This window comes from Bacteroides sp. 2201st1_D9_2201SCRN_220225 (assembly GCF_040928965.1).
Lineage (GTDB): Bacteria > Bacteroidota > Bacteroidia > Bacteroidales > Bacteroidaceae > Bacteroides > Bacteroides stercoris.
Map to the genome: position 1 here is coordinate 23,955 of NZ_JBCODG010000022.1, position 23,995 is coordinate 47,949.

Sequence of the window (23,995 nt, forward strand, 5' to 3'; positions counted from 1 at the left end):
TGCAGGAAGGGAAGGGCGCCGTTTGACGAAACGAAAGTTCCCTGTTAAGGAAACTTCGGTTTCCTTGTTGAGGAAGCTTCGGTTTCCCGTTGAGGAAGCTTCAGTTTCCCATTGAGGAAACTCCCGTTTCCCGTCGGGGGAACTCCCGTTTCCCATTAGGGAAACTTTGGTTTCTTACTAAGGAAATTCTGGTTTCCCGTCAGGGGAACAATGGTTTCTCCCTTTGAAACAAATTTTAGACAATAAGATGATGAATTGGATAGCCGGCTATAAGCAGCATTATAAAGCGTTGATATTTTTGGGACTTCCCATTGTTATCGGACAGGTGGGAGTAATTATTCTCGGTTTTGCCGATACTCTGATGATCGGGCATCACAGTACCGAGGAGTTGGGTGCAGCTTCTTTCGTAAACAATGTATTTACGCTTTGCATCATTTTCAGTACCGGTTTCAGTTACGGGCTGACGCCTATCGTGGGCAGTCTTTACGGCAACCGCCGCTTTGCGGAAGCGGGGCAGGCGTTGCGTTGCAGTTTGGTGGCGAATGTCCTGGTGGCATTGCTCCTTACGTTTATCATGACGGTGGTCTACTTCAACGTGGAGCGCCTGGGGCAGCCCGAGGAACTGATGCCTTTGATAAAACCTTATTACCTGGTATTGCTTGCTTCGCTGGTTTTCGTGATGCTGTTCAACGGCTTCAAGCAGTTTACGGACGGAATCACAGATACGAAGACCGCCATGTGGATATTGCTGGGCGGAAATACGCTGAACATCATAGGCAACTATATCCTTATCAACGGCAAACTGGGCTTCCCAGAGCTGGGGTTGCTGGGAGCAGGCATCAGTACGTTGTTCTCGCGTATTATGATGGTGGTGGTGTTTGCGTTGATTGTGCTGCGCGGTCGCCGCTTTATCCGCTACCGGATCGGGTTCTCCCGCATGGGATGGTCGTTTCCGGTGTTCAAGAAACTCAATGCACTGGGCTGGCCTGTCGGTTTGCAGATGGGAATGGAGACGGCCTCTTTCAGCCTTAGCGCCATCATGGTGGGCTGGCTGGGCACTATCGCTTTGGCATCCCATCAGATAATGCTGACCATCTCGCAATTCACGTTTATGATGTACTACGGTATGGGTGCAGCGGTGGCGGTGCGTGTCAGCAATTTCAAGGGGCAAGACGATATGGAGAATGTACGCCGCTCCACATTTGCGGGTTTCCATCTGATAATGGCTATGGAAGTAGTGCTTATGAGCATCGTTTTTGTGATGCGCGGACAGGTGGGCGGCTGGTTTACGGATAGCGCAGAGGCTTCGGCGCTGGTAGCCTCTTTGTTCTTCCCTTTCTTGATTTATCAGTTTGGTGACGGACTGCAAATCAACTTTGCCAATGCGCTGCGGGGCATATCGGATGTAAAGCCGATGATGGTTATTGCATTTATTTCTTATTTTATTATATCTTTGCCCGTAGGATATTTTTGCGGTTTTGTGCTGGGCTGGGGACTGGTCGGCGTGTGGATGGCTTTCCCGTTCGGTCTGACCAGTGCCGGGGTGATGCTGTGGCTGCGCTTCCGCTATAAAACGAGGACGAGATGATGCACGGGGCGATGCTTTGTCACCCTGTCGCTCCATAACTCTTTTATTACCTGTTTATGAATAGCGTATCGAAAGTAAAGATAGCTGTCGGGTACACTCTGCTGCTGGGAGTGTTGTTCTTTTCCCTGTTCTTTGTGCACCGGGAGATGGAGCATCTTATGCTTTCCGATAACCGGGACGTGCAGTGGACGGACAGTCTCATTACGCTTCTTCGGAAGAAGGATGCGAACACCATTTACATGCTGCGCGTGTTGAGCGAGACGAACGACAGCATGGTCTCTACCCGGGAGATAGAAAATATTATCGCTACCCGGCAGGATTCGTTTGTGACAAACCAGCGCGTACAGCAGCGCATCATTACGCATCGCGACACGGTGGTTACCAAGCCCAGGAAGAAAGGATTCTTCCGCCGTTTGGGAGAGGTGTTCGTACCGCCTAAGAAAGATACCGCCATTCAGGTAAAGACTTCCCTCGAATATGCCACGGATACGGTGATTAACGTGTATAATCCGGTGGATTCCCTGCAGGAAAAGCTGCGTGCCGTGGCACAACAGCAGAAAGAACACATTGCGATTGTACAGCGCCGCAGGCGTACCTTGCAACGCATGGACCGGATGCTGACCGCCCGTATCGACAGTCTGCTGAAAGGCTACGAACAGGAAACCCTGCAGCGTGCCCGCAAAGAGGCGGAGTACCAGCAGTCCGTACGCCATCACTCCATTAAGACAATCAGCGGCATTGCCGTCGGCGCGGTACTGCTTTCCGTCTTTTTCCTGATAATCATAGGGCGCGACATTACGCGCAGCAACCGCTATCGCCGCGAACTGGAAGAAGCCCGCCGCCGTGCCGAGGACCTGCTGGCCACACGCGAGAAGATGATGCTTGCCATCACCCACGACTTTAAGGCGCCGCTCGGCTCCATCATGGGCTATGCCGACCTGCTCTCCCGTCTGACGGTGGACGAACGGCAACGCTTCTACCTGGATAATATGAAAACCTCATCGGAACATCTGCTGAAGCTGGTGGTCGATTTGCTCGATTTCCACAGGCTCGACCTTCATAAGGCGGAGATAAACCGGGTCACCTTCCATCCCGCCCGCTTGCTGGAAGAGATTCATGTCAGTTTTGAACCGCTGACTTCTGCCAAAGGCCTGGAGTTGCATTGCGATATTGCTCCCGAACTGGAGAGTACTTACATCTGCGACCCGCTCCGTCTCCGCCAGATTATCAACAACCTGCTGTCCAATGCAGTGAAGTTTACGGATGAGGGGAGCATAACGATGACGGCGCGTTACGAGGAACGCCGGCTGGTGGTGGCCATTGCCGATACGGGCAAAGGTATGGAACCGGCGGACAGGGAGCGGATTTTCCAGGAGTTTACCCGCCTTCCCGGTGCACAAGGCAAAGAGGGCTTCGGACTTGGTTTGTCTATTGTGCGCATGCTTGTGCAGTTGCTGGAAGGAACGATTGACGTGGACAGTGTGCCGGGCAAGGGAAGTACATTTACGCTGCGTGTTCCCTTGTTCCCCGTACAGGTATCGGAGGATACCGGCGAGAAATATCAGGAGACGGAAACCGGAACTTCTTCCGCTCTTTCAGAGAGCATGCCCGCTTCTTCACAACCTTCGCTCCGTGTGCTGCTGATTGACGACGACCGCATTCAGCTTACGCTTACCGCAGCCATGCTCCAGCATAGCGGCATCGCTTCGGTATCGTGCATGCAATTGGACGAATTGCTGGATGCCCTGCGTTCCGATACCTTTGATGTGTTGCTCACCGATGTACAGATGCCTGCCATCAACGGTTTCGACCTGTTGAAACTGTTGCGTGCGTCGAATCTGCCCCAAGCGCAGGCCATTCCCGTGATAGCCGTTACCGCCCGTAGCGATATGAAGCCGGAAGAGTTCAAGGAATATGGCTTTGCCGGCTGCCTGCACAAACCGTTTACGGTGGCGGAACTGTTCCGGGAACTGAATGCGGAAGGTATCGGACAAACATCTGCCGTGCAGAGCGAAGTAGTAGCAGCGGAGACGGTTGAGGCTTCATCGCCGGATGCTCCTTATGACTTCTCGGCACTCACCGCTTTCTCCGGTGACGACCCGGAGGCGGCAAAGTCCATTATGGAGAGTTTCGTTACCGAAACCCGCCTCAATGCCGAACGTTTGCAAAAGGCGGCGGATGCGGCGGATATGGACGAGGTGGCGGCCGTTTCGCACAAGATGATTCCTCTCTTTACGCTGATTGGCGCTACGGAACTGGTGGCGGAGCTTAAAATACTGGAAGGCTTGCGCGGTACTCCTTTTACAGCCGGGCAGAGGCAGCGGGCACTGCGTTCGCTTGCTCTTATCGAGGACATTATCCGCTTGCAGGCACGGGCGGATTAGAATAAGCAATTACGGTATAAGTGGTCGTAAACACCGGCGCAACATAGTATTTTTCTTTTATTAGGAACTTTATCTCAAAATTAATTGTTTACTTTGTACGAATTAATCGATGACAGCTTGACGTTCCAATGAGAAGAAAATGGTTAAGAGGGGCACTTTGGGTGCTTCTTACTCCTATTATCCTATTTGTAATATTGATGATATTGCTTTACGTGCCGCCCGTACAGAATTTTATACGGAAGCAGGCCACGGCAATAGCATCGGATGCTACGGGCATGAATATCTCCGTAGAGCGGATAGACCTTCGTTTTCCGTTGAACCTGCTTGTACGCGGTGTTCAGGTAGTGCAGCCGGGAAGCGATACTACTGATATCCAACACCCCGATACCTTGCTGAACCTCGGAAGCCTGAACGTCCGCGTACAGGCATGGCCCTTATTGAAAGGAAGGGTAGAGGTGGATGACATCACTTTGCAACGGGTGGCCGTAAACTCTTCCGGCCTGCTGAAAGGCATGCGCATAAAAGGTACGCTCGGACGGTTCTTCCTTGCCAGTCACGGCATAGACCTGAATAAAGAGGATGCCGTACTGAACCGGGTGGAACTGAGCGATACCCACGTGCAGGTGATGCTTGCCGACACTACCGAAACTCCGGAGGATACCACCGAAACCGCCTTGAACTGGCGCGTAGCATTGCATAACCTGAAACTGAAGAATGTGTCGGTGGATTTGCAGATGCCGCTCGACTCCATGTCGCTGGCAGCCACTATCGGGGATGCAAGCATAGAGGATGCCGAAGCCGACCTCAAGCGGCAGTTCTATGGCTGGCGTAAGTTTGCCCTTACGGGGACTTCCGTGAATTACGATACGGGCACAGCCGTTCCTGCCGAGGGATTTGACGCTTCGCACATCGCATTGCGCGATATCCGTATCGGCATAGATTCGGTGATGACCTGCGGTCGCGACATGAATGCCGTTATCCGCGAGTTCTCCATGTACGACCGTTCCGGGCTGACGGTGACTTCCCTGACCGGACGCCTCTTTGCCGACTCAGCCGTTATCCGTGTTCCCTATTTGCAGCTCAAGACCCCGCACAGCGAGATGAACCTGACGGCGCAGACCTATTGGAAACTTGTCGATATACCCACTACCGGACAGTTGTCCGCCCGCTTTAACGCCAATATCGGCAAGCAGGATGTATTGCTCTTTGCCGGCGGACTGCCCGAAACCTTTAAAGAGGCTTATCCTTTCCGCCCGTTGGTAATCCATGCCGGTACGGAAGGCAATCTGAAACAGATGCAGATTTCCCGTTTCACGGCCGAACTTCCCGGCGCTTTCTCGTTGAGCGGCGGCGGTGAGTTGTGGAACCTTACGGATAGCCTGAAGCGTAGCGGAGGGCTTGACTTTGAGATGCAGACGCAAGACCTTAATTTCCTCACCGGGCTTACCGGGGTCACTCCCGACGGCTCTATCGTTGTGCCCGACAGTATGAACCTCGTAGCGCGTCTCGGGCTCGACGGGCCTCAATGCAATGCCCTGCTCAAAGTGCAGGAGGGCAAAGGCAGTCTGAATCTGGATGCCGCTTACAACCTGTCTACCGAGGTCTATCATGCAGACCTCGCCATAGATGCCTTGCAGCTTCATCATTTCCTGCCCAAAGATTCTGTTTATGCACTTACTGCGCATGTTGCCGCCAAAGGCAGGGGAGTGGATATGACTTCCCGTCAGACGACGGCTCTTGTGGAAGCCAAACTGGACGAACTGCAATATGCTCGCTGGAATCTGTCGGGTGTGAACCTGAATGCGGGGTTGAAATCTGCGGTAGCTTCTGTACGGTTGACGAGCGATAATGAACTGTTGAAGATGCAGTCTGAAGCTGACCTTCGTCTCGACCGTAAATATATGGACGGCAGACTGAACATGAAAGTAGAGGAACTGGACTTGTATAATCTGGGAATCGCATCCGAACCTTTGGAACATCCCGTTGCGTTCAATCTGGGAGCGGAAGCGCGTCGCGATTCCATTAAGTTGCGGATGGATGCCGGCGATATGGATTTGCAGTTCCGTGCCCGCAGCACGTTGGAGGAGTTGTTGGGGCAGTCGGACAAGTTCGTAGCCATTCTGACGAAACAGATAGAGGAAAGACGCCTTGACCATGCCGCCTTGCGGCAGGTATTGCCCTCGGCGGGCATGAAGTTGACGGCTGGGCAGGCCAATCCGGTCAGCTATTTCCTGAAAACAAAAAACATAAGTTTCAATGACTTCACCCTTCGTTTCGGAAGTACGCCGGCACGGGGCATCAACGGACGGACCGCCGTTCACGGATTGCGTGTGGACTCGTTGCAGCTCGATACGGTTTTCTTTGCCGTGAAGCAGGATACTTCCCGGATGATGCTGCAAAGCGGGGTGATTAACGGACCGAAGAATCCGCAGTTCGTATTCCGCAGTACGCTGACCGGTGAGATTCGCAGTGAAGATGCCGAACTGACCGTGAATTATGTGGACGGAAAAGGACAGACGGGAGTGTTGTTCGGCGTCAATGCCCGCCCGCTGACGGAGGGACATGGCAAAGGCAACGGAGTATTGCTTAATCTGACGCCTGCCGAACCGGTTATCGCATACCGTAAGTTCCATTTCGTAGACAACAGCAATTGGATATATCTGCATAACAACATGCGCGTCTATGCCAATATCGATATGGATAGTGACAACGGTTTGGGCTTCCGTATGCAGTCGGACAAGAACGACAGCATTTCATTGCAGAATATGAACGTGGAGTTGAGCCGTTTCCAACTGGGCGAACTGAGCGAGGTGCTTCCTTATATGCCCCGTCTCACCGGCTTGTTCTCTGCCGAGGCGCAGTATATACAGACCCCTACTTCCTTGCAGGTTTCAGCCGAAGCCAATATCGATGAACTGACCTATGAGCGGCAGCATGTAGGAGACATCGGTATGGGAGCCACATGGCTGCCGGGCGATAAGGGCGCTACGCATTATCTGAATACATATTTCAGTTATGACAACCGGGAAGTGATGACTGCCGACGGCATACTGACAAAGAAGAACGGAAAGGACACGCTGGAAGTGACTACCTCTTTTGAACACTTCCCGATGAAGATTGCCAATGCTTTTGTGCCCGACCAAATGATGTCCTTTACCGGCGACCTCGATGGCGGGATGTACATCTACGGACCGTTGGAGAAACCCAGGATGCACGGAGATATCACGCTGGACAGCGTATCGGTATATGCCCGTCAGGCAGGGGCCCGCTACTGGTTTGACGACCGTCCCGTACAGATTAGGGATAACCAACTGATATTTGACAAGTTTGCCATTTATACCACCAGCAAGAATCCGTTTACCATTAACGGCAAGGTGGACTTCCGCAATTTGGAACGTCCTACGGCGGACTTGAAGTTGCTGGCGGAGAACTATACGCTGCTGGATGCGCCGCGCACCCGCGAAAGTCTTATCTACGGCAAGATATTTGTCGATTTGAACGCTACGGTACGAGGGCCTTTGGATGCCCTGACCATGCGCGGTAACATGAACCTGCTGGGCAATACGGATGTTACCTATGTACTGACGGACTCACCGTTGACGGTGGAAGACCGTCTTGAGGGTTTAGTAACCTTTACTTCTTTTGCCGATACGGCTTCGGTGGGCACTGATGAGGCTCCCGCCATGTCTTTGGGCGGTATGGATATGATTATGTCCGTACATATCGACAATGCCGTGCGCCTGCGCGCCGATTTAAGTCCCGACCGCAGTAAATTCATTGAATTGGAAGGCGGCGGAGATTTGAACATGCAGTATACTCCGCAAGGCGATATAAGCCTTACCGGACGTTATACGCTTTCGGGCGGAATTATGAAGTATTCGCTTCCTATCATTCCGTTGAAGGAATTCCAGATTAACAACGGCAGTTATGTGGACTGGCGAGGCGACCCGATGAACCCGACGCTGAACCTGAAAGCGACGGAGCGTATGCGCGCTTCGGTAGCCGACGGTGATGACGGTGGTTCGCGCGTGGTGAATTTCGATGTGTCCATAGCTATAAAGAATCGCCTTGACGCCCCCGAACTTATTTTCGATATAACGGCGCCGGATGATGCCACCATTGAGAATGAGTTGCAGGCTATGGGAGCCGAGGAGCGCAGCAAACAGGCCATTGCCATGCTGGCGACCGGTGTTTATATGAACAGCGGTGTCAAAGGTGGCGGATTGTCTATGGGCAGTGCTTTGAACAGTGTTATCCAAAGCCAGATCAACTCATTGGCAGGCTCGGCTTTCCAAAGCATCAACGCAAGTTTCACTATGGGTATGGAAGACCGTACGTCAGCCGAAACGGGTGACAAGCAGACGGATTATAGCTTCCGCTATTCGCAGCGTCTTTTCAACGACCGTGTGCAGATTGTCATCGGCGGTAAGGTGACAACCGGCGCCAATGCCACGAATGATGCGGAATCGTTTATCGACAATATTTCGCTTGAGTACCGCCTTGATACGTCCGGTACGCGCTATGTCCGTGTGTTCTATGACAAGAACTACGAGAGTGTGCTCGACGGGGAAATAACGGAAACCGGAGTCGGTCTTGTGCTTCGTCGCAAAATGGACCGCCTGGGCGAACTTTTTATCTTCAGGAAAAAGAAGAAGCAAACTGTAGAATGATATGAAACGACTGATAGTATATATGGCGGGCATACTGTTGCTGGCAGGATGTTCCACAACCAAGCATTTGCCGGAAGGTGAAATTCTGTATACGGGACAAAAAAAGATGATTGTCGAGAACCGCAGTACCACTCCGGTAGGCGAGACTGCCATGGAAGAGGTTGAAGCGGCGCTTGCCACTGCTCCGAACAATTCTTTGCTGGGTAGTTCCACTATTCGCATACCTTTTCCTATGGGGTTATGGATTTACAATGGCTTTGTGAAATATGAGAAAGGCTTTGGCAGGTGGATATTCAACCGCTTTGCGGCAAAGCCCGTACTGATGTCTACTGTCAATCCCGATATCCGGCAGAAGGCGGCCGCCAATTTATTGCGCGATTACGGCTATTTTAACGGAACGGTCAGCTATAAAACGTTCATCGATCCGAAGGATTCTTTGAAAGCAAAGCTGCAATATACGGTGGATATGCGCAACCCTTATTTTATCGATACGGTCTATTATCACGGTTTCAGTGAGCGTACCTTGCGCATTATGAATATGAGCCGGCGCCGTTCGCTTATCAGTCCGGGAGAACAGTTCAACGTGACCGACCTCGACGGAGAACGTACCCGTATCAGTACTTTGCTGCGCAATGTAGGGTGCTATTATTTCCGTCCCGATTATCTGACTTATCAGGCGGATACGACCTTAGTGCCCGGCGGACATGTTGCCATGCGCATGGTTCCTGCTCCCGGCATGCCTTCCGTTGCCGAGAAACCGTTTTATGTAGGCAAGAAAGCTTTTTATCTGTATGGCAAGCAGGGACAGACCCCTAATGACAGTATCGACTACAAAGGCCTGCGCATCTATTATCACGACAAGCTGCGGGTACATCCCAATATGATTTACAGATGGCTGAACTATCAGGCGTATCGTCAGAAACGTCAGGTGCAGGACAGTACGGGGATTTCCCGCAGACGCTCCATGCAGCGCCTTTACAGCCTTTATCGCCAGACCCGCGTGCAGGAGCGCTTGAACAATGTAGGCATCTTCCGTTATCTTGAGATGCAGTATACCCCGCGTGATACGACATTCGTGTGCGATACGCTGGATGTGAATATTCATGCGGCACTCGACAAGCCTTATGATGCCGAACTGGACTTCAACGTAAAGATGAAAAGCAATAACCAGACCGGACCGGGAGCTTCGTTCACCGTAACGAAGAACAATGTGTTTGGCGGCGGTGAGGCATGGAATGTAAAGTTGGACGGTTCGTATGAGTGGCAGACGGGTAAAGACCGTTCTTCGCTGATGAACAGTTATGAAGTGGGGTTGTCTACCTCGCTTATGTTTCCGCGCGTGGTCTTCCCTCGCTTTGGCGACAAGGAGTATGACTTTCCGGCCACTACGACTTTCAAACTGTACATCGACCAGTTGAACCGTGCCAAGTATTATAAACTGCTGGCGTTTGGCGGAAACGCTACATACGATTTCCAGCCGAAGCGTACGAGCAAGCATAGTTTTACACCGTTCAAACTCACGTTCAACGTACTTCGCGACCCTACGGAAGCCTTCAAGGAGTTGCAGGCGGAGAATCCTGCACTCTACGTCAGCCTGCGCGACCAGTTTATTCCGGTCTTTGAGTATATGTACACCTACGACAACGCATCTTTGCCGGGTGTGCGCAATCCTATCTGGTGGCAGACGACAGTGAGCTCGGCTGGTAACCTTACTTCGTGCATTTATCGTATTTTCGGAAAGTCGTTCAAGGAGAAGGACAAAAAGCTGCTGGGTGTTCCTTTTGCACAGTTCCTGAAGGTAAACAGCGAATTCCGCTATCATTATAAGATAGACAAGAACCAGATGATTGCCTCGCGCATTGCCGGCGGCGTGATATGGTCGTACGGAAATGCGCTGGCGGCTCCTTATACCGAACAGTTCTATATCGGCGGCGCCAACAGTGTGCGTGCTTTTTCTGCACGTAGCATAGGTCCGGGCAGTTATGCTCCGGATAAGGAAAATAAGTATTCTTTCATCAATCATGTGGGTGATATACGTATGGAAGCTAATGTTGAATACCGCTTCCGCATTATCGGAGATTTGCATGGAGCTGTATTCTTGGATGCCGGTAATGTGTGGCTGATGCGTAAGGATGAGTCCCGTCCCGGCGGCGAGTTCACTTTAAAGAACTTTGCCAAACAGATAGCTTTGGGTACGGGAGCCGGTTTGCGTTATGATATGGACTTTCTGGTTTTCCGTCTGGATTGTGGAGTAGGATTGCACGATCCGTATGATACCGGTAAGTCGGGATACTATAATATTCCCAAGTTCAAGGACAGTCTTGCCTTGCATTTCGCTATCGGTTATCCGTTCTAAGGCAAACTGTGGGTTTGGGGCTGACAATAGTGAAGAATTGTGGCTAATAAGCAAACTAAAAGTAGAAGTATCTGCCATTGAGGCGGAGTTTTGTACGATTATGGAAAAGAATGGACTGAAATCTTCCTTTTTCTGATATAAATTTTACTACTTTTGTGCCTGTTATCAACCATGATACACTAACCTTTTTAAATAATAACTAATATGAAACCAACTTTATTCTTATTGGCAGCCGGCATGGGCAGCCGCTATGGTGGCCTGAAGCAATTGGACGGACTGGGGCCTAATGGCGAAACTATTATGGATTATTCTATTTACGATGCTATCAAGGCCGGATTCGGTAAGCTCGTTTTTGTTATCCGTAAAGATTTTGAACAAGACTTCCGCGATAAAATCATATCCAAATACGAAGGTCATATCCCGTGCGAATTGGTGTTCCAGGAACTGGATGCACTTCCCGAAGGATTTACGTGTCCGGCCGACCGTACCAAACCTTGGGGAACCAACCATGCCGTAATGATGGGTGCCGATGTGATAAAGGAACCGTTTGCCGTTATCAATTGCGATGACTTCTACGGTCGTGATTCTTTCCAGGTAATGGGCAAGTTCCTGTCTGAGCTTCCCGAAGGCTCCAAGAATGTATATTCGATGGTAGGATTCCGCATCGGCAATACATTGAGTGAAAGCGGTACGGTGTCTCGCGGCCTTTGCAGCACTGATGCAAATAATCTGCTGACTTCTGTCGTTGAACGTACCAAAATTCAGCGTATGGACGGTGAAGTGAAATATATTGATGATAACGGTGAGTGGACTGCTACTCCCGATACAACTCCGGTCAGTATGAATTTCTGGGGCTTTACTCCCGATTACTTCGCTTACAGTCAGGAATTCTTCAAGACGTTCCTCAGCGATTCGAAGAATATGGAGAACCTGAAGAGTGAATTCTTTATTCCTTTGATGGTGGATAAACTGATTAATGACGGTACTGCTACGGTTGAAGTGCTTGATACGAACAGTAAATGGTTCGGGGTGACTTATCCGGAAGACCGTCAGAGCGTGGTCGATAAGATTAAGGCATTGGTGGATGCGGGAGAATATCCGGCTAAGCTGTTCTAAAAGAACGCCAATCTATTCTAAAGGAGCGCCCAGGCGATTCCCTTTATAAAAATATCCCCTCTTTTTCTTTCTGTTTTCCAAATCGGTTGGACAGAAAGGGAAAGAGGGGATTTATTGAAATTTAAATGAATGCAGTTGTATGCTTTGAATGCATGATTGCGTGAGAATAAAAAATAATATCGTTACCTTTGCAGTCTTGAACGATTAATTCATTGACACTATGATATCTGTAGAAGGACTGAAGGTGGAATTTAATGCTACTCCTCTGTTTGAAGACGTTTCTTACGTTATTAATAAGAAAGACCGTATAGCCCTTGTCGGCAAGAATGGGGCGGGCAAGTCCACCATGCTCAAAATACTGGCAGGTATTCAGCAACCCACTTCCGGTGTTGTTGCCGTCCCCCGCGAATGTACTATCGGTTACTTGCCGCAGGTAATGGTTCTCAGCGATGAACGTACTGTGATGCAGGAGGCTGAACTTGCCTTTGAGCATATCTTTGAGATGCAGGCCGACATCGAACGTATGAACCAGCAACTTGCCGAACGTACCGATTATGACAGCGAGGATTATCAGAAGCTGATAGACCGCTTTACCCACGAGAACGAACGCTTTCTGATGATGGGCGGCACTAATTATCGTGCCGAGGTAGAGCGTACTCTTCAGGGATTGGGCTTTTGCCGGGAAGACTTCGACCGCCCTACGAGTGAGTTCTCCGGCGGCTGGCGTATGCGTATCGAACTTGCCAAGTTGTTGTTGCGCCGTCCCGACGTATTGTTGCTCGATGAACCTACGAACCACCTCGACATAGAGAGCATCCAGTGGTTGGAGAACTTTCTCTCCACCCGTGCCAATGCAGTGGTACTTGTCAGCCACGACCGTGCTTTCCTAAATAATGTCACTACCCGTACTATTGAAATAACCTGCGGACGTATTTATGATTATAAAGTGAAATACGATGAGTTTGTGACGCTTCGCAAGGAACGCCGTGAACAGCAGCTCCGCGCTTATGAAAACCAGCAAAAACAGATACAGGATACGGAAGAGTTCATCGAGCGCTTCCGCTACAAAGCTACCAAAGCCGTGCAGGTGCAGAGCCGTATCAAGCAACTGGAGAAGATAGAGCGCATCGAAGTGGACGAGGAAGACAACTCTGCGCTGCGGTTGAAGTTCGTTTGCAGCAGCCGTAGCGGTAACTATCCTGTTATTTGTGAAGATGTAGCCAAGGCGTATGGTAGCCATGTCATATTCCACGATGTAAATCTCACCATAAACCGTGGTGAGAAGGTGGCTTTTGTAGGTAAGAACGGTGAGGGTAAGTCTACACTCGTAAAGTGTATCATGGACGAGATTACGGATTATACCGGAAAACTTACTTTGGGACACAACGTGCAGATTGGCTATTTTGCTCAGAATCAGGCGCAGTTGCTGGATGAAAATCTTACGGTATTCGATACCATTGACCGTGTGGCGGTAGGGGATATCCGGTTGAAAATACGTGATATATTGGGAGCGTTCATGTTCGGTGGCGAGGCTTCGGACAAGAAGGTGAAAGTGCTTTCCGGCGGAGAGCGTACCCGTCTTGCCATGATTAAGCTGTTGCTGGAACCGGTGAATTTCCTGATTCTCGATGAACCTACGAATCATCTCGACATGCGCTCGAAGGATGTGTTGAAGGAAGCTATCCGCGATTTTGACGGTACGGTGATAATTGTCAGTCACGACCGTGACTTTTTGGACGGTCTTGCGACTAAGGTATATGAGTTCGGTGGCGGATTGGTGAAGGAGCACCTCGGAGGTATCTACGATTTCCTGCAGAAGAAGCAGATAGAGAGCCTGAATGATTTGCAGAAATCGCCTTCTTTGTCTTCCTCACCGTCTGCGGAAAAAACGGTTGCCGGCGGCAATGCCGGGGCAACGGTTGCACAGCCTTCCGCTGCAAAACTTTCTTATGAGGAACAGAAAGAACTCAATAAACGGCTTAAGAAGCTGGAACGCCGTGTAGCGGATTGTGAAGCAGAGATAGAGCAGACGGAAGCGGCCATTTCCATTCTCGAAGCTAAAATGGCTACGCCGGAGGGCGCTTCGGATATGGCGCTCTACGAACAGCATCAGAAACTGAAAGCCCAACTGGACAGTGTGATGGAAGAGTGGGATGCAGTTTCCTGCGAGTTGGAAGAGGCAAGGAAATAATAACATTTATTTTATATAAGTATGAGAGTATTTCATTTTTTACCCATTGCAGCATTCTGTCTGATGACAGGCGCTTGCAGCACCGGCAAGAAGCAGGCTGAGCTCACAGCCGGTATTCAGTTTGCCAACCTCGACACAACGGCCTTGCCCGGAACGGATTTCTACCAATACGCTTGCGGCGGTTGGATGAAGAACAATCCCATTCCTGCCGAGTATTCACAGTATGGTTCTTTTACCATCCTTGCGGAAAATAACCGTAAGCAGATTCAGGGACTCATCGAGGAGCTGGCTGCCACGCAGCACGAAGCCGGCAGCGTAGCTCAGAAAGTTGGTGATTTGTATAAAATCGTAATGGACAGCGTGAAGCTGAACAAAGACGGTGTGGCTCCCATTAAAGCAGAACTTGACCGCCTCGGTGCATTGAAGGATCGGAAAGAGGTTTATGCATTGCTGGGAGAGATGCAGAAAAAAGGAATTGTGGCTTACAATGTCTTGTACGTAGGCGCTGATGAAATGAACAGCAGCATGAATGCCGTACAGTCTTATCAGGCCGGCTTGAGCATGGGCGAGCGCGAATATTATTTGGAGAACGATGAGGCTACTGCCAAGATACGCAATGCTTTTCGTGCACATGTACAGAAGATGTATCAATTGGCAGGGTTTGATGAGGCTGCTGCCAAGAAAGGCGTAGAAGTGGTGATGGATGTGGAAACACGTCTTGCCAAAGCTTTCCGTTCGCGTACGGAGTTGCGTAATCCGCATGCCAATTACAACAAGATGAGTTTGGAAGAACTGAAGAAGAATTATCCTACTTTTGATTGGGATGCTTATCTGTCAGCTTTGGATTTAAAAGATGTGCAAGAAGTTATCGTAGGTCAGCCCGCTTCTCTGAAGGCTGCTGCAGAAATTCTGGATACTCTTCCTCTTGAGCAACAAGGTCTCTATTTGCAATGGAAACTGATTGATGCTGCTGCAGGTACTCTGAATGATGCTATGGCCGAACAGAACTTCGATTTCTATCAACGTACCATGAGCGGTACGCAGGAAATGCAACCTCGTTGGAAGAGAGCGGTCAGCACTGTAAGTTCTGCTTTGGGTGAAGCGGTAGGCCAGATGTATGTAGAGAAATATTTCCCGGCCGCAGCCAAAGAACGTATGGTGACTTTGGTGAAGAACCTGCAGGAAAGCTTGGGTGAACGCATCAAAAACCTTGCTTGGATGGGCGATTCTACCAAAGTGAAAGCTTTGGAGAAACTGGCTACTTTCCATGTGAAAATAGGTTATCCTGATACATGGAAAGATTATTCTACATTGGAAATCAAGGATGATTCATATTGGGCGAATATGGAGCGTGCCAACGAATGGAGCCATGCAGAGATGGTGGCTAAAGCCGGCAAGCCGGTAGATAAAGACGAATGGCTGATGACTCCGCAAACCGTAAACGCTTATTATAATCCTACAACGAATGAAATCTGCTTCCCAGCCGGTATTTTGCAATATCCGTTCTTTGACATGAATGCGGACGATGCCTTCAATTATGGCGCTATCGGAGTGGTAATCGGTCATGAAATGACGCACGGCTTTGACGACCAGGGACGCCAATACGATAAGGACGGCAATTTGAAAGACTGGTGGACTGAGGAAGATGCCAAACGTTTTGATGAGCGTGCACAGGTGATGGTGAATGTGTTCGACAGTATCGAGGTTGCTCCGGGTGTATATGGTAACGGCCGTATGACTTTGGGTGAGAATATTGCTGATCATGGTGGTTTGCAGGTTGCTTATCAGGCATTTAAGAAAGCTACGGCTGCCAACCTGCTGCCTGTAATGAATGGTCTTACTCCCGAACAGCGTTTCTTCCTTGCTTATGCAGGTGTATGGGGAAACAATATCCGTCCGGAAGAAGTGCTGAACCGTACCAAGAGCGATGTTCACTCATTGGGTAAGTGGCGTGTCAACGGTGCTTTGCCGCAAATCGGCGCTTGGTATGAGGCTTTCAATATAACAGAGAATGACCCGATGTTTGTGCCGGTGGACAAACGGGTTTCTATCTGGTAACAGAGCGGTTGTTATAAAAGATTTCAGTCCCGTTGGAAAGGTGTGGATACCTTTTCAACGGGACTTTTTCTGCATCATTGTACAAAGGTATCGGAATTAATAATGAGTTCCTTTTTTAATTATACCTAATTTATTGTGTATGAATGTATGTGTGAATAAACAAAATTAGTAACTTTGCATTCCGAATAGTAAAATGTACGCATTACTTTAATACGCAAATCCATGTCTGAAACTAAAAGAATCAAAACAGCTCTGGTATCCGTTTACCACAAAGAAGGTTTGGACGAAATCATTACCAAACTGCATGAAGAAGGTGTAGAGTTCCTTTCAACCGGCGGAACTCGTCAATTTATAGAATCTTTGGGTTATCCCTGCAAGGCAGTGGAAGACCTTACCACATATCCTTCCATTCTGGGTGGACGCGTTAAGACTTTGCATCCGAAGATATTCGGAGGTATCCTTTGCCGCCGCGGATTGGAACAAGACATGCAACAGATAGAGAAATATGAGATTCCCGAAATAGACCTTGTTATCGTTGACCTGTATCCGTTTGAAGCCACCGTTGCCAGCGGTGCCGAAGAACCGGCTATTATTGAGAAAATTGATATAGGCGGCATTTCTTTGATACGTGCCGCTGCCAAGAATTACAATGATGTGGTTATCGTTGCTTCACAGGCTCAATACCAGCCTCTTCGCGATATGCTGATGGAGCACGGAGCTACCACTTCACTCGAAGAACGCCGTTGGTTTGCCAAAGAGGCGTTTGCCGTATCTTCTCATTACGATTCGGCTATCTTCAACTATTTCGATGGCGAAGAAGGGTCTGCTTTCCGTCAGTCCGCCAACAATCAAAAGACTTTGCGGTATGGTGAGAACCCGCATCAGAAAGGTTATTTCTATGGTAACATAGATGCTATGTTCGACCAGATACACGGTAAGGAAATCTCTTATAACAACCTGCTCGATATCAACGCTGCCGTTGACTTGATTGATGAATTCACAGATACTACTTTCGCTATACTGAAGCATAACAATGCCTGTGGTCTGGCTTCACGTCCCACAGTATTGGAAGCTTGGACAGACGCGCTTGCCGGCGATCCGGTATCCGCATTCGGCGGTGTGCTCATCACAAATGCCGTGATAGACAAGGCTGCTGCCGAGGAAATCAACAAGATATTCTTTGAAGTTATCATAGCTCCCGATTATGATGTGGATGCACTGGAAATTCTCGGTCAGAAGAAGAACCGCATCATTCTGGTGCGCAAGCAGGCTGCACTGCCCAAGAAGCAGTTCCGCTCTTTGCTGAACGGTGTGCTGGTGCAAGACCGTGACCTGAAGGTGGAAACTCCCGAAGATTTGAAAACCGTAACGACCAAGGCTCCGACTGCGGAGGAAGTTGAAGATATGCTTTTCGCAAACAAGATTGTGAAGAACAGCAAGTCCAATGCTATCGTACTGGCTAAAGGCAAGCAACTGCTGGCAAGCGGTGTGGGACAGACCAGCCGTGTAGACGCTTTGAAGCAGGCTATTGAAAAAGCCAAGAACTTTGGTTTTGATCTGAACGGTGCCGTAATGGCAAGTGATGCTTTCTTCCCCTTCCCCGACTGCGTGGAGATTGCAGGTAATGAAGGTGTTACGGCCGTTATCCAACCGGGTGGAAGCATTAAGGACGAGCTCTCTTTCAATTATTGCAATGAACATGGCATCGCAATGGTGATAACAGGGTTCCGTCACTTTAAACACTGATTAAATTGAGAATTGAGAATTGAAAATTGAGGAATGATGCTTTCTCCTGCTTTTTAGTTCTCAGTTCCTGATATGAGTGATATTTTTTAATTTTTAATTCTCAATTTTTAATTTACATGGGATTATTCTCTTTTACACAAGAAATAGCGATGGACCTTGGCACTGCCAATACTATCATTACCACAAATGGCAAGATAGTAGTGGACGAGCCTTCGGTGGTGGCGTTGGACCGTCGTACAGACAAGATGATTGCCGTGGGTGAAAAAGCAAAGCTGATGCACGAAAAGACCCATGAGAACATACGTACTATCCGCCCTCTTCGCGACGGTGTGATTGCCGACTTCTATGCCTGCGAGCAGATGATACGCGGACTTATCAAGATGGTGAACAATCGAAACCGTCTGTTTTCCCCTTCGCTCCGTATGGTAATAGGCGTTCCTTCGGGCAGTACGGAAGTAGAGTTGCGTGCCGTGCGCGACTCTGCCGAGCATGCCGGCGGACGTGACGTTTACCTGATATTCGAGCCGATGGCTGCCGCTATCGGTATCGGCATCGATGTGGAAGCGCCGGAGGGTAATATGATTGTTGATATAGGCGGCGGTTCTACGGAAATTGCCGTTATTTCGCTGGGTGGTATCGTTTCCAACAACTCCATCCGTATTGCCGGTGATGACCTCACTGCCGATATTCAGGAGTATATGAGCCGCCAGCACAATGTGAAGGTCAGCGAGCGTATGGCAGAACGTATCAAGATTAACGTAGGTGCGGCCTTGACCGAACTGGGCGAGGATGCTCCCGAAGATTATATCGTTCATGGTCCGAACCGTATTACGGCGCTTCCTATGGAGGTTCCCGTATGCTATCAGGAAGTGGCACACTGTCTGGAGAAGTCCATTTCTAAGATTGAGACTGCTATTCTAAGTGCATTGGAGAATACGCCGCCCGAATTGTATGCCGATATCGTGCACAACGGTATCTATCTGGCAGGTGGCGGTGCTTTGCTTCGCGGACTGGATAAGCGTCTGACCGATAAAATCAACATACCGTTCCACATTGCGGAAGATCCTTTGCATGCCGTTGCCAAAGGTACAGGCGTTGCACTGAAGAATGTCGACCGCTTCTCATTCCTGATGAGATAGGTATGCGGAATCTACTGAACTTTCTTATTAAATACAATTACTGGTTCCTCTTTCTTCTGTTAGAGGTTACCAGTTTTGTTTTATTGTTCCGTTTCAACCATTATCAGCAGAGCGTGTATTTTACTTCGGCAAACGGAGTAGCCGGGAAAGTTTATGAGATTTCGGGCGGCATCAGTTCTTACTTCCATTTGAAATCGGTCAATGAGGACTTGCTCGACCGGAATATGTGGCTGGAACAACGGGTAGCTTTTCTGGAAAAAAGCCTGCAGGAGCAGGGCCTGGATTCCGTAAAACTATATAGTATGGCGCGCCTTGCTCCGGATGATTACCGCATATTCAAGGCGAATGTTATAAAGAACAGTCTGAATAAGGCAGATAATTATATAACATTGGACCGTGGCTCGTCAGATGGTATTCGTCCGGAAATGGGGGTAGTGGATGCAAATGGAGTGGTAGGTATCGTATATAAGACTTCTCCCCGCTATTCGCTGGTTATTCCGTTGCTGAACAGCAAGTCGAGTATCAGCTGCAAGATTGTGGGCAGTGAGTACTTCGGCTATTTGAAGTGGGAAGGTGGAGATTCGCGTTTTGCTTATTTGAAGGACTTGCCCCGTCATGCGGAATTTAATCTGGGTGATACGGTGGTGACCAGCGGCTATTCCACAGTATTTCCTGAAGGAGTTATGGTAGGAACGGTCGATGATATGTCCGATTCCCATGACGGACTTTCATATCTGTTGAAGATAAAGTTAGCTACGGATTTCGGTAAGGTGAGCAATGTGCGTGTCATTTCGCGCAGCGGACAGGAAGAACAGAATATGCTGGAAAAAGAAGGAGAAAAATGATAATCAATTATTTGCATAAGATAGGGTGGTTTGTCGGTCTGGTATTATTGCAGGTGCTGATACTGAACAATGTGCATATTGCAGGATATGCCACTCCGTTTTTATATATATATCTGATATTGAAGTTTGAGTCGGATGTACCCCGTAATGCATTGATGCTATGGGCTTTTTTTCTTGGACTGGCGGTTGATATCCTTTCCGATACTCCGGGAATGAATGCGGCGGCTACGGTGCTTTTAGCCTTTTTGCGCCCTACATTCTTACGCTTGTTTGTGCCTCGCGATACGCTGGATACATTGGTTCCGGCAGTCCGTACAATGGGAATCTCTCCTTTTTTGAAATACTTGGTTGCCAGTGTCTTGGTACATCACGGGATGCTGCTTACTCTTGAATTCTTTTCTTTTGCCCACATAGGTGCGTTATTGCTGAGAATTGTAACAAGCACTTTGCTGACTGTAGCTTGTATAATGGCAGTAGAGGGCATACGGAAGAAGTAAAAAGAGGTTGCAAGTTATGTTACTTGTATTTATAACTCATATGTTGTGATTGAATGAAGGATTATACGCTGGAGAAACGAAAATATGTGATAGGCATGGCGGCTGTCGTCATTGTCCTTATCTACGTGATTCGCCTGTTCGACTTGCAAATAATGACGGATGATTACAAGAAGAATGCGGACAGCAATGCCTTTTTGAATAAGATTCAATATCCTTCGCGTGGAGCTATCTATGACCGTAACGGTAAACTGCTGGTTTTTAACCAGCCGGCATACGATATCACGTTTGTGCCTCGTGAAGTGACGCAGCTCGATACGTTGGATTTATGCCGTGCGTTGAACATCACGTTCGAGCAGTTCCAGAAGCGGATGAAGGATGTAAAGAACCGTTGGATGAATCCCGGTTATTCCAAATATACGCATCAGGTGTTTATGACGCAACTCTCGGCAGAAGAGTGCGGTGTGTTTCAGGAGAAACTATTCAAGTTTCCCGGTTTCTACATCCAGCGGCGTACTATCCGGCAATATACTTACGATGCTGCCGGACATGCGTTGGGGGATATAGGTGAAGTGTCAAAGAAAGATATTGAGGCGGATAATTATTATATCCGCGGAGATTATATAGGCAAGCAAGGTATCGAGAAATCTTATGAAAAGTATCTTCGTGGCGAAAAAGGGGTGGAGATTCTGCTTCGTGATGCGCATGGACGTATTCAGGGGCATTATATGGATGGGAAGCTCGACCGTCCCTCTGTGCCCGGTAAGAACCTGACTTTAGGTATCGATATTGAGTTGCAGAGGTTAGGTGAGCGTTTGTTGCAGCATAAAATCGGAGCTATCGTAGCCATTGAACCGGCTACGGGAGAGATACTCTGTATGGTTTCTTCTCCTACTTTCGATCCTCACTTGATGATTGGACGCCAGCGTGGAAAGAATCACCGGATGTTGCAAAGAGACAAGCGGAAACCTCTCCTGAACCGCGCAATCATGGGAGCGTATCCGCCGGGCTCTACTTTCAAGACTGCACAGGCATTGACATTTTTGCAGGAAGGAATAATCCATGAAGATTATCCTACTTTCCCTTGTGCACACGGTTTCAATTATGGAAGTTTGCATGTAGGCTGTCACGGGCACGGTTCTCCTTTGCCTTTGGTTCCGGCAATAGCCACTTCGTGCAACTCTTATTTTTGTTGGGGGCTGTTCCGTATGTTCAGCGACAAGAAGTACGGTTCTCCGCAAAATGCCATTACCGTATGGAAAGACCATATGGTGTCGCAGGGATTCGGCTATCGCCTTGGTACCGACCTTCCCGGAGAGCAGCGCGGCTTGATTCCTAACGCTAAGTTTTATGATAAAGCATATCGGGGCTCTTGGAACGGACTTACGGTAGTCAGTATCGCTATCGGACAGGGAGAAATTCTTGCGACCCCGTTGCAGATAGCCAATTTGGGTGCAACCATTGCCAACCGGGGGCATTTCATTACTCCGCATGTTGTAAAGGAGATACAGGATAATGAATTGGACAGTATCTACCGTACCCCCCGTGTCACGTCAATCGACCGGGAATATTACGATGAAGTTGTGGAGGGGATGCGTGCCGCTGTTACAGGTAGTACGGGTAGTGCAACCTGCCGTATGGTCGGCACAATCCTGCCGGGTGTAGAGGCATGCGGCAAAACCGGTACGGCACAAAATCGCGGTAAAGACCATTCGGTGTTCATGGGGTTCGCTCCGATGAATGATCCTAAGATTGCTATTGCGGTGTATGTGGAAAATGGCGGTTTTGGTGCAACCTACGGCGTCCCTATCGGTGCGATGATGATGGATCAGTACTTGCATGGCAAGTTATCGCCGGAGAATGAGATACGTGCGGAGGAATTCAGCAACCGCGTAATTCTGTACGGAGACGAAGAAAGGTAATAAACAGTCAAACAGTAGCAGTATAAATGGTAAGAAGAGACAGTATATGGAAATCATTGGATTGGGTGACGATTATAATCTACCTGATGTTGATTGTATTCGGCTGGTTCAGTATTTGCGGGGCAAGTTACGACTATGGTGACCGTGATTTTCTTGATTTCTCTACCCGTGCCGGCAAGCAGTTCATGTGGATTGTCTGCTCATTCGGGTTGGGATTTATTCTGCTGATGCTGGAAGACACACTTTATGATATGTTCTCTTACATTATATATATAGGACTCATTCTCTTGTTGGTTGTTACCATTTTTATTGCTCCTGATACCAAAGGCTCACGGTCCTGGCTGATTTTGGGGCCTGTCAGTCTGCAACCGGCTGAATTTGCCAAGTTTGCCACGGCATTGGCGTTGGCCAAGTATATGAGCGCCTATTCGTTCACTATAAAAAGCTGGAAGAGCGCGTTGATGCTGGCTTTCCTTATTCTTCTGCCGATGACGCTGATTATTCTTCAGCGGGAAACGGGGTCTGCATTGGTTTATATGGCTTTCTTCCTGATGCTTTATCGTGAAGGTATGCCCGGAGTAGTGCTTTTCTCCGGTATTTGCGCTGTGGTATATTTTGTGGTGGGTATCCGTTTTGATCAAGTCTTTATTGCAGATACTCCAACACCTATCGGAGAGTTTGTGGTACTGTCGATGATTTTGCTCTTTGCCGGTGGAATGGTATGGGTATATAAGAAGAAATGGGAGCCGGTTCGGAATATCATCGTCGGTTCTTTTATCGTATTGCTTGTCGCTTATCTGGTTTCGGAATATATAACCCCTTTTAATCTGGTATGGGTGCAATGGGGATTGTGTGTGGTTGTAACATGTTATTTATTCTTCCTTGCTTTGAGTGAACGCCATTGGAGTTATTTTCTTATTGGTTTGTTTGCCATAGGTTCGATAGGTTTTCTCTACTCCAGCGACTATTTTTTCAATAAAGTATTGGAACCTCACCAGCAGATTCGCATTAAGGTTCTGTTGGGCATGGAAGAGGACTTGGCAGGAGCGGGATATAACGTAAATCAATCGAAGATTGCTATCGGTTCGGGCGGCTTGACTGGGAAAGGCTTTTTGAACGGTACACAGACCAAACTTAAATATGTTCCCGAACAGGACACGGATTTCATATTCTGTACCGTAGGCGAAGAAGAAGGCTTTATCGGTTCGACGGCTGTATTACTCTTGTTCCTGGCTTTGATACTTCGTCTGATAGCGTTGGCAGAGCGGCAGCAGTCCGCATTTGGCAGGGTATACGGGTATTCGGTGCTGAGTATTTTTCTGTTTCATCTTTTCATAAACATCGGGATGGTACTCGGATTGACGCCTGTTATCGGTATTCCGTTGCCTTTCTTCAGCTATGGGGGGTCTTCGTTATGGGGCTTTACGATACTGCTGTTTATATTCCTGCGTATTGATGCGGGGAGAAATAGAAGGTTGGTATAATA

Annotated in this window: 13 protein-coding genes; all 13 read left to right on the top strand. The window is 48.8% G+C overall.

The window, feature by feature from the left end:
- The first annotated feature begins 247 nt into the window (after positions 1-247).
- The 13 genes from AB5903_RS09280 to rodA all read left to right on the top strand — a co-directional run bounded on the left by AB5903_RS09280 (position 248) and on the right by rodA (position 23,993).
- Entirely contained in the window at positions 248-1,588 is a 1,341-nt protein-coding gene (locus tag AB5903_RS09280; protein ID WP_005652303.1) for an MATE family efflux transporter, read from the top strand.
- 56 nt (positions 1,589-1,644) lie between these two features.
- Positions 1,645-3,972: a hybrid sensor histidine kinase/response regulator gene (locus AB5903_RS09285; RefSeq protein ID WP_272710591.1), complete on the top strand. Its 2,328-nt coding sequence runs from the start codon at positions 1,645-1,647 to the stop codon at positions 3,970-3,972.
- A 128-nt stretch (positions 3,973-4,100) separates the two neighbouring features.
- Positions 4,101-8,642, top strand: coding sequence for a translocation/assembly module TamB domain-containing protein (locus AB5903_RS09290; RefSeq protein ID WP_272710589.1), 4,542 nt, complete (start codon positions 4,101-4,103; stop codon positions 8,640-8,642).
- 1 nt (position 8,643) lies between these two features.
- Positions 8,644-10,998: a BamA/TamA family outer membrane protein gene (locus tag AB5903_RS09295; RefSeq protein WP_272710588.1), complete on the top strand. Its 2,355-nt coding sequence runs from the start codon at positions 8,644-8,646 to the stop codon at positions 10,996-10,998.
- 204 nt (positions 10,999-11,202) lie between these two features.
- The gene (locus tag AB5903_RS09300; protein WP_005652298.1) at positions 11,203-12,114 is read left to right on the top strand and encodes a hypothetical protein; all 912 of its coding nucleotides are present in this window, start codon (positions 11,203-11,205) and stop codon (positions 12,112-12,114) included.
- A 220-nt stretch (positions 12,115-12,334) separates the two neighbouring features.
- Entirely contained in the window at positions 12,335-14,305 is a 1,971-nt protein-coding gene (gene abc-f / locus AB5903_RS09305) for a ribosomal protection-like ABC-F family protein (protein ID WP_005652295.1), read from the top strand.
- A 21-nt stretch (positions 14,306-14,326) separates the two neighbouring features.
- Positions 14,327-16,363 (top strand): M13 family metallopeptidase, encoded by a 2,037-nt coding sequence (locus AB5903_RS09310; protein WP_272710585.1) that lies wholly within the window; start codon positions 14,327-14,329, stop codon positions 16,361-16,363.
- A 222-nt stretch (positions 16,364-16,585) separates the two neighbouring features.
- Positions 16,586-18,109: a bifunctional phosphoribosylaminoimidazolecarboxamide formyltransferase/IMP cyclohydrolase gene (gene purH, locus AB5903_RS09315; protein WP_016660756.1), complete on the top strand. Its 1,524-nt coding sequence runs from the start codon at positions 16,586-16,588 to the stop codon at positions 18,107-18,109.
- A 116-nt stretch (positions 18,110-18,225) separates the two neighbouring features.
- A complete protein-coding gene (locus AB5903_RS09320; RefSeq protein WP_005652290.1) occupies positions 18,226-19,248 on the top strand; it encodes a rod shape-determining protein in 1,023 nt (340 codons plus the stop codon).
- Positions 19,249-19,250: 2 nt separating this feature from the next.
- Positions 19,251-20,093: a rod shape-determining protein MreC gene (gene mreC / locus AB5903_RS09325; protein WP_005652287.1), complete on the top strand. Its 843-nt coding sequence runs from the start codon at positions 19,251-19,253 to the stop codon at positions 20,091-20,093.
- Positions 20,090-20,590, top strand: coding sequence for a rod shape-determining protein MreD (gene mreD / locus AB5903_RS09330; RefSeq protein WP_005652285.1), 501 nt, complete (start codon positions 20,090-20,092; stop codon positions 20,588-20,590). The genes mreC and mreD overlap by 4 nt, the downstream gene beginning before the upstream one ends.
- A 53-nt stretch (positions 20,591-20,643) precedes the next feature.
- Positions 20,644-22,509, top strand: coding sequence for a penicillin-binding protein 2 (mrdA, locus tag AB5903_RS09335; protein ID WP_368117809.1), 1,866 nt, complete (start codon positions 20,644-20,646; stop codon positions 22,507-22,509).
- Positions 22,510-22,535: 26 nt separating this feature from the next.
- Positions 22,536-23,993, top strand: coding sequence for a rod shape-determining protein RodA (gene rodA / locus AB5903_RS09340; RefSeq protein ID WP_016660752.1), 1,458 nt, complete (start codon positions 22,536-22,538; stop codon positions 23,991-23,993).
- Positions 23,994-23,995: the final 2 nt, after the last annotated feature.

What these genes read in the sequence shown, in the direction of transcription:
- AB5903_RS09280 (WP_005652303.1), top strand. Translation starts at nt 248, where the DNA reads ATGATGAATTGGATAGCCGGCTATAAGCAGCATTATAAAGCGTTGATA.
- AB5903_RS09285 (WP_272710591.1), top strand. Translation starts at nt 1,645, where the DNA reads ATGAATAGCGTATCGAAAGTAAAGATAGCTGTCGGGTACACTCTGCTG.
- AB5903_RS09290 (WP_272710589.1), top strand. Translation starts at nt 4,101, where the DNA reads ATGAGAAGAAAATGGTTAAGAGGGGCACTTTGGGTGCTTCTTACTCCT.
- AB5903_RS09295 (WP_272710588.1), top strand. Translation starts at nt 8,644, where the DNA reads ATGAAACGACTGATAGTATATATGGCGGGCATACTGTTGCTGGCAGGA.
- AB5903_RS09300 (WP_005652298.1), top strand. Translation starts at nt 11,203, where the DNA reads ATGAAACCAACTTTATTCTTATTGGCAGCCGGCATGGGCAGCCGCTAT.
- abc-f (WP_005652295.1), top strand. Translation starts at nt 12,335, where the DNA reads ATGATATCTGTAGAAGGACTGAAGGTGGAATTTAATGCTACTCCTCTG.
- AB5903_RS09310 (WP_272710585.1), top strand. Translation starts at nt 14,327, where the DNA reads ATGAGAGTATTTCATTTTTTACCCATTGCAGCATTCTGTCTGATGACA.
- purH (WP_016660756.1), top strand. Translation starts at nt 16,586, where the DNA reads ATGTCTGAAACTAAAAGAATCAAAACAGCTCTGGTATCCGTTTACCAC.
- AB5903_RS09320 (WP_005652290.1), top strand. Translation starts at nt 18,226, where the DNA reads ATGGGATTATTCTCTTTTACACAAGAAATAGCGATGGACCTTGGCACT.
- mreC (WP_005652287.1), top strand. Translation starts at nt 19,251, where the DNA reads ATGCGGAATCTACTGAACTTTCTTATTAAATACAATTACTGGTTCCTC.
- mreD (WP_005652285.1), top strand. Translation starts at nt 20,090, where the DNA reads ATGATAATCAATTATTTGCATAAGATAGGGTGGTTTGTCGGTCTGGTA.
- mrdA (WP_368117809.1), top strand. Translation starts at nt 20,644, where the DNA reads ATGAAGGATTATACGCTGGAGAAACGAAAATATGTGATAGGCATGGCG.
- rodA (WP_016660752.1), top strand. Translation starts at nt 22,536, where the DNA reads ATGGTAAGAAGAGACAGTATATGGAAATCATTGGATTGGGTGACGATT.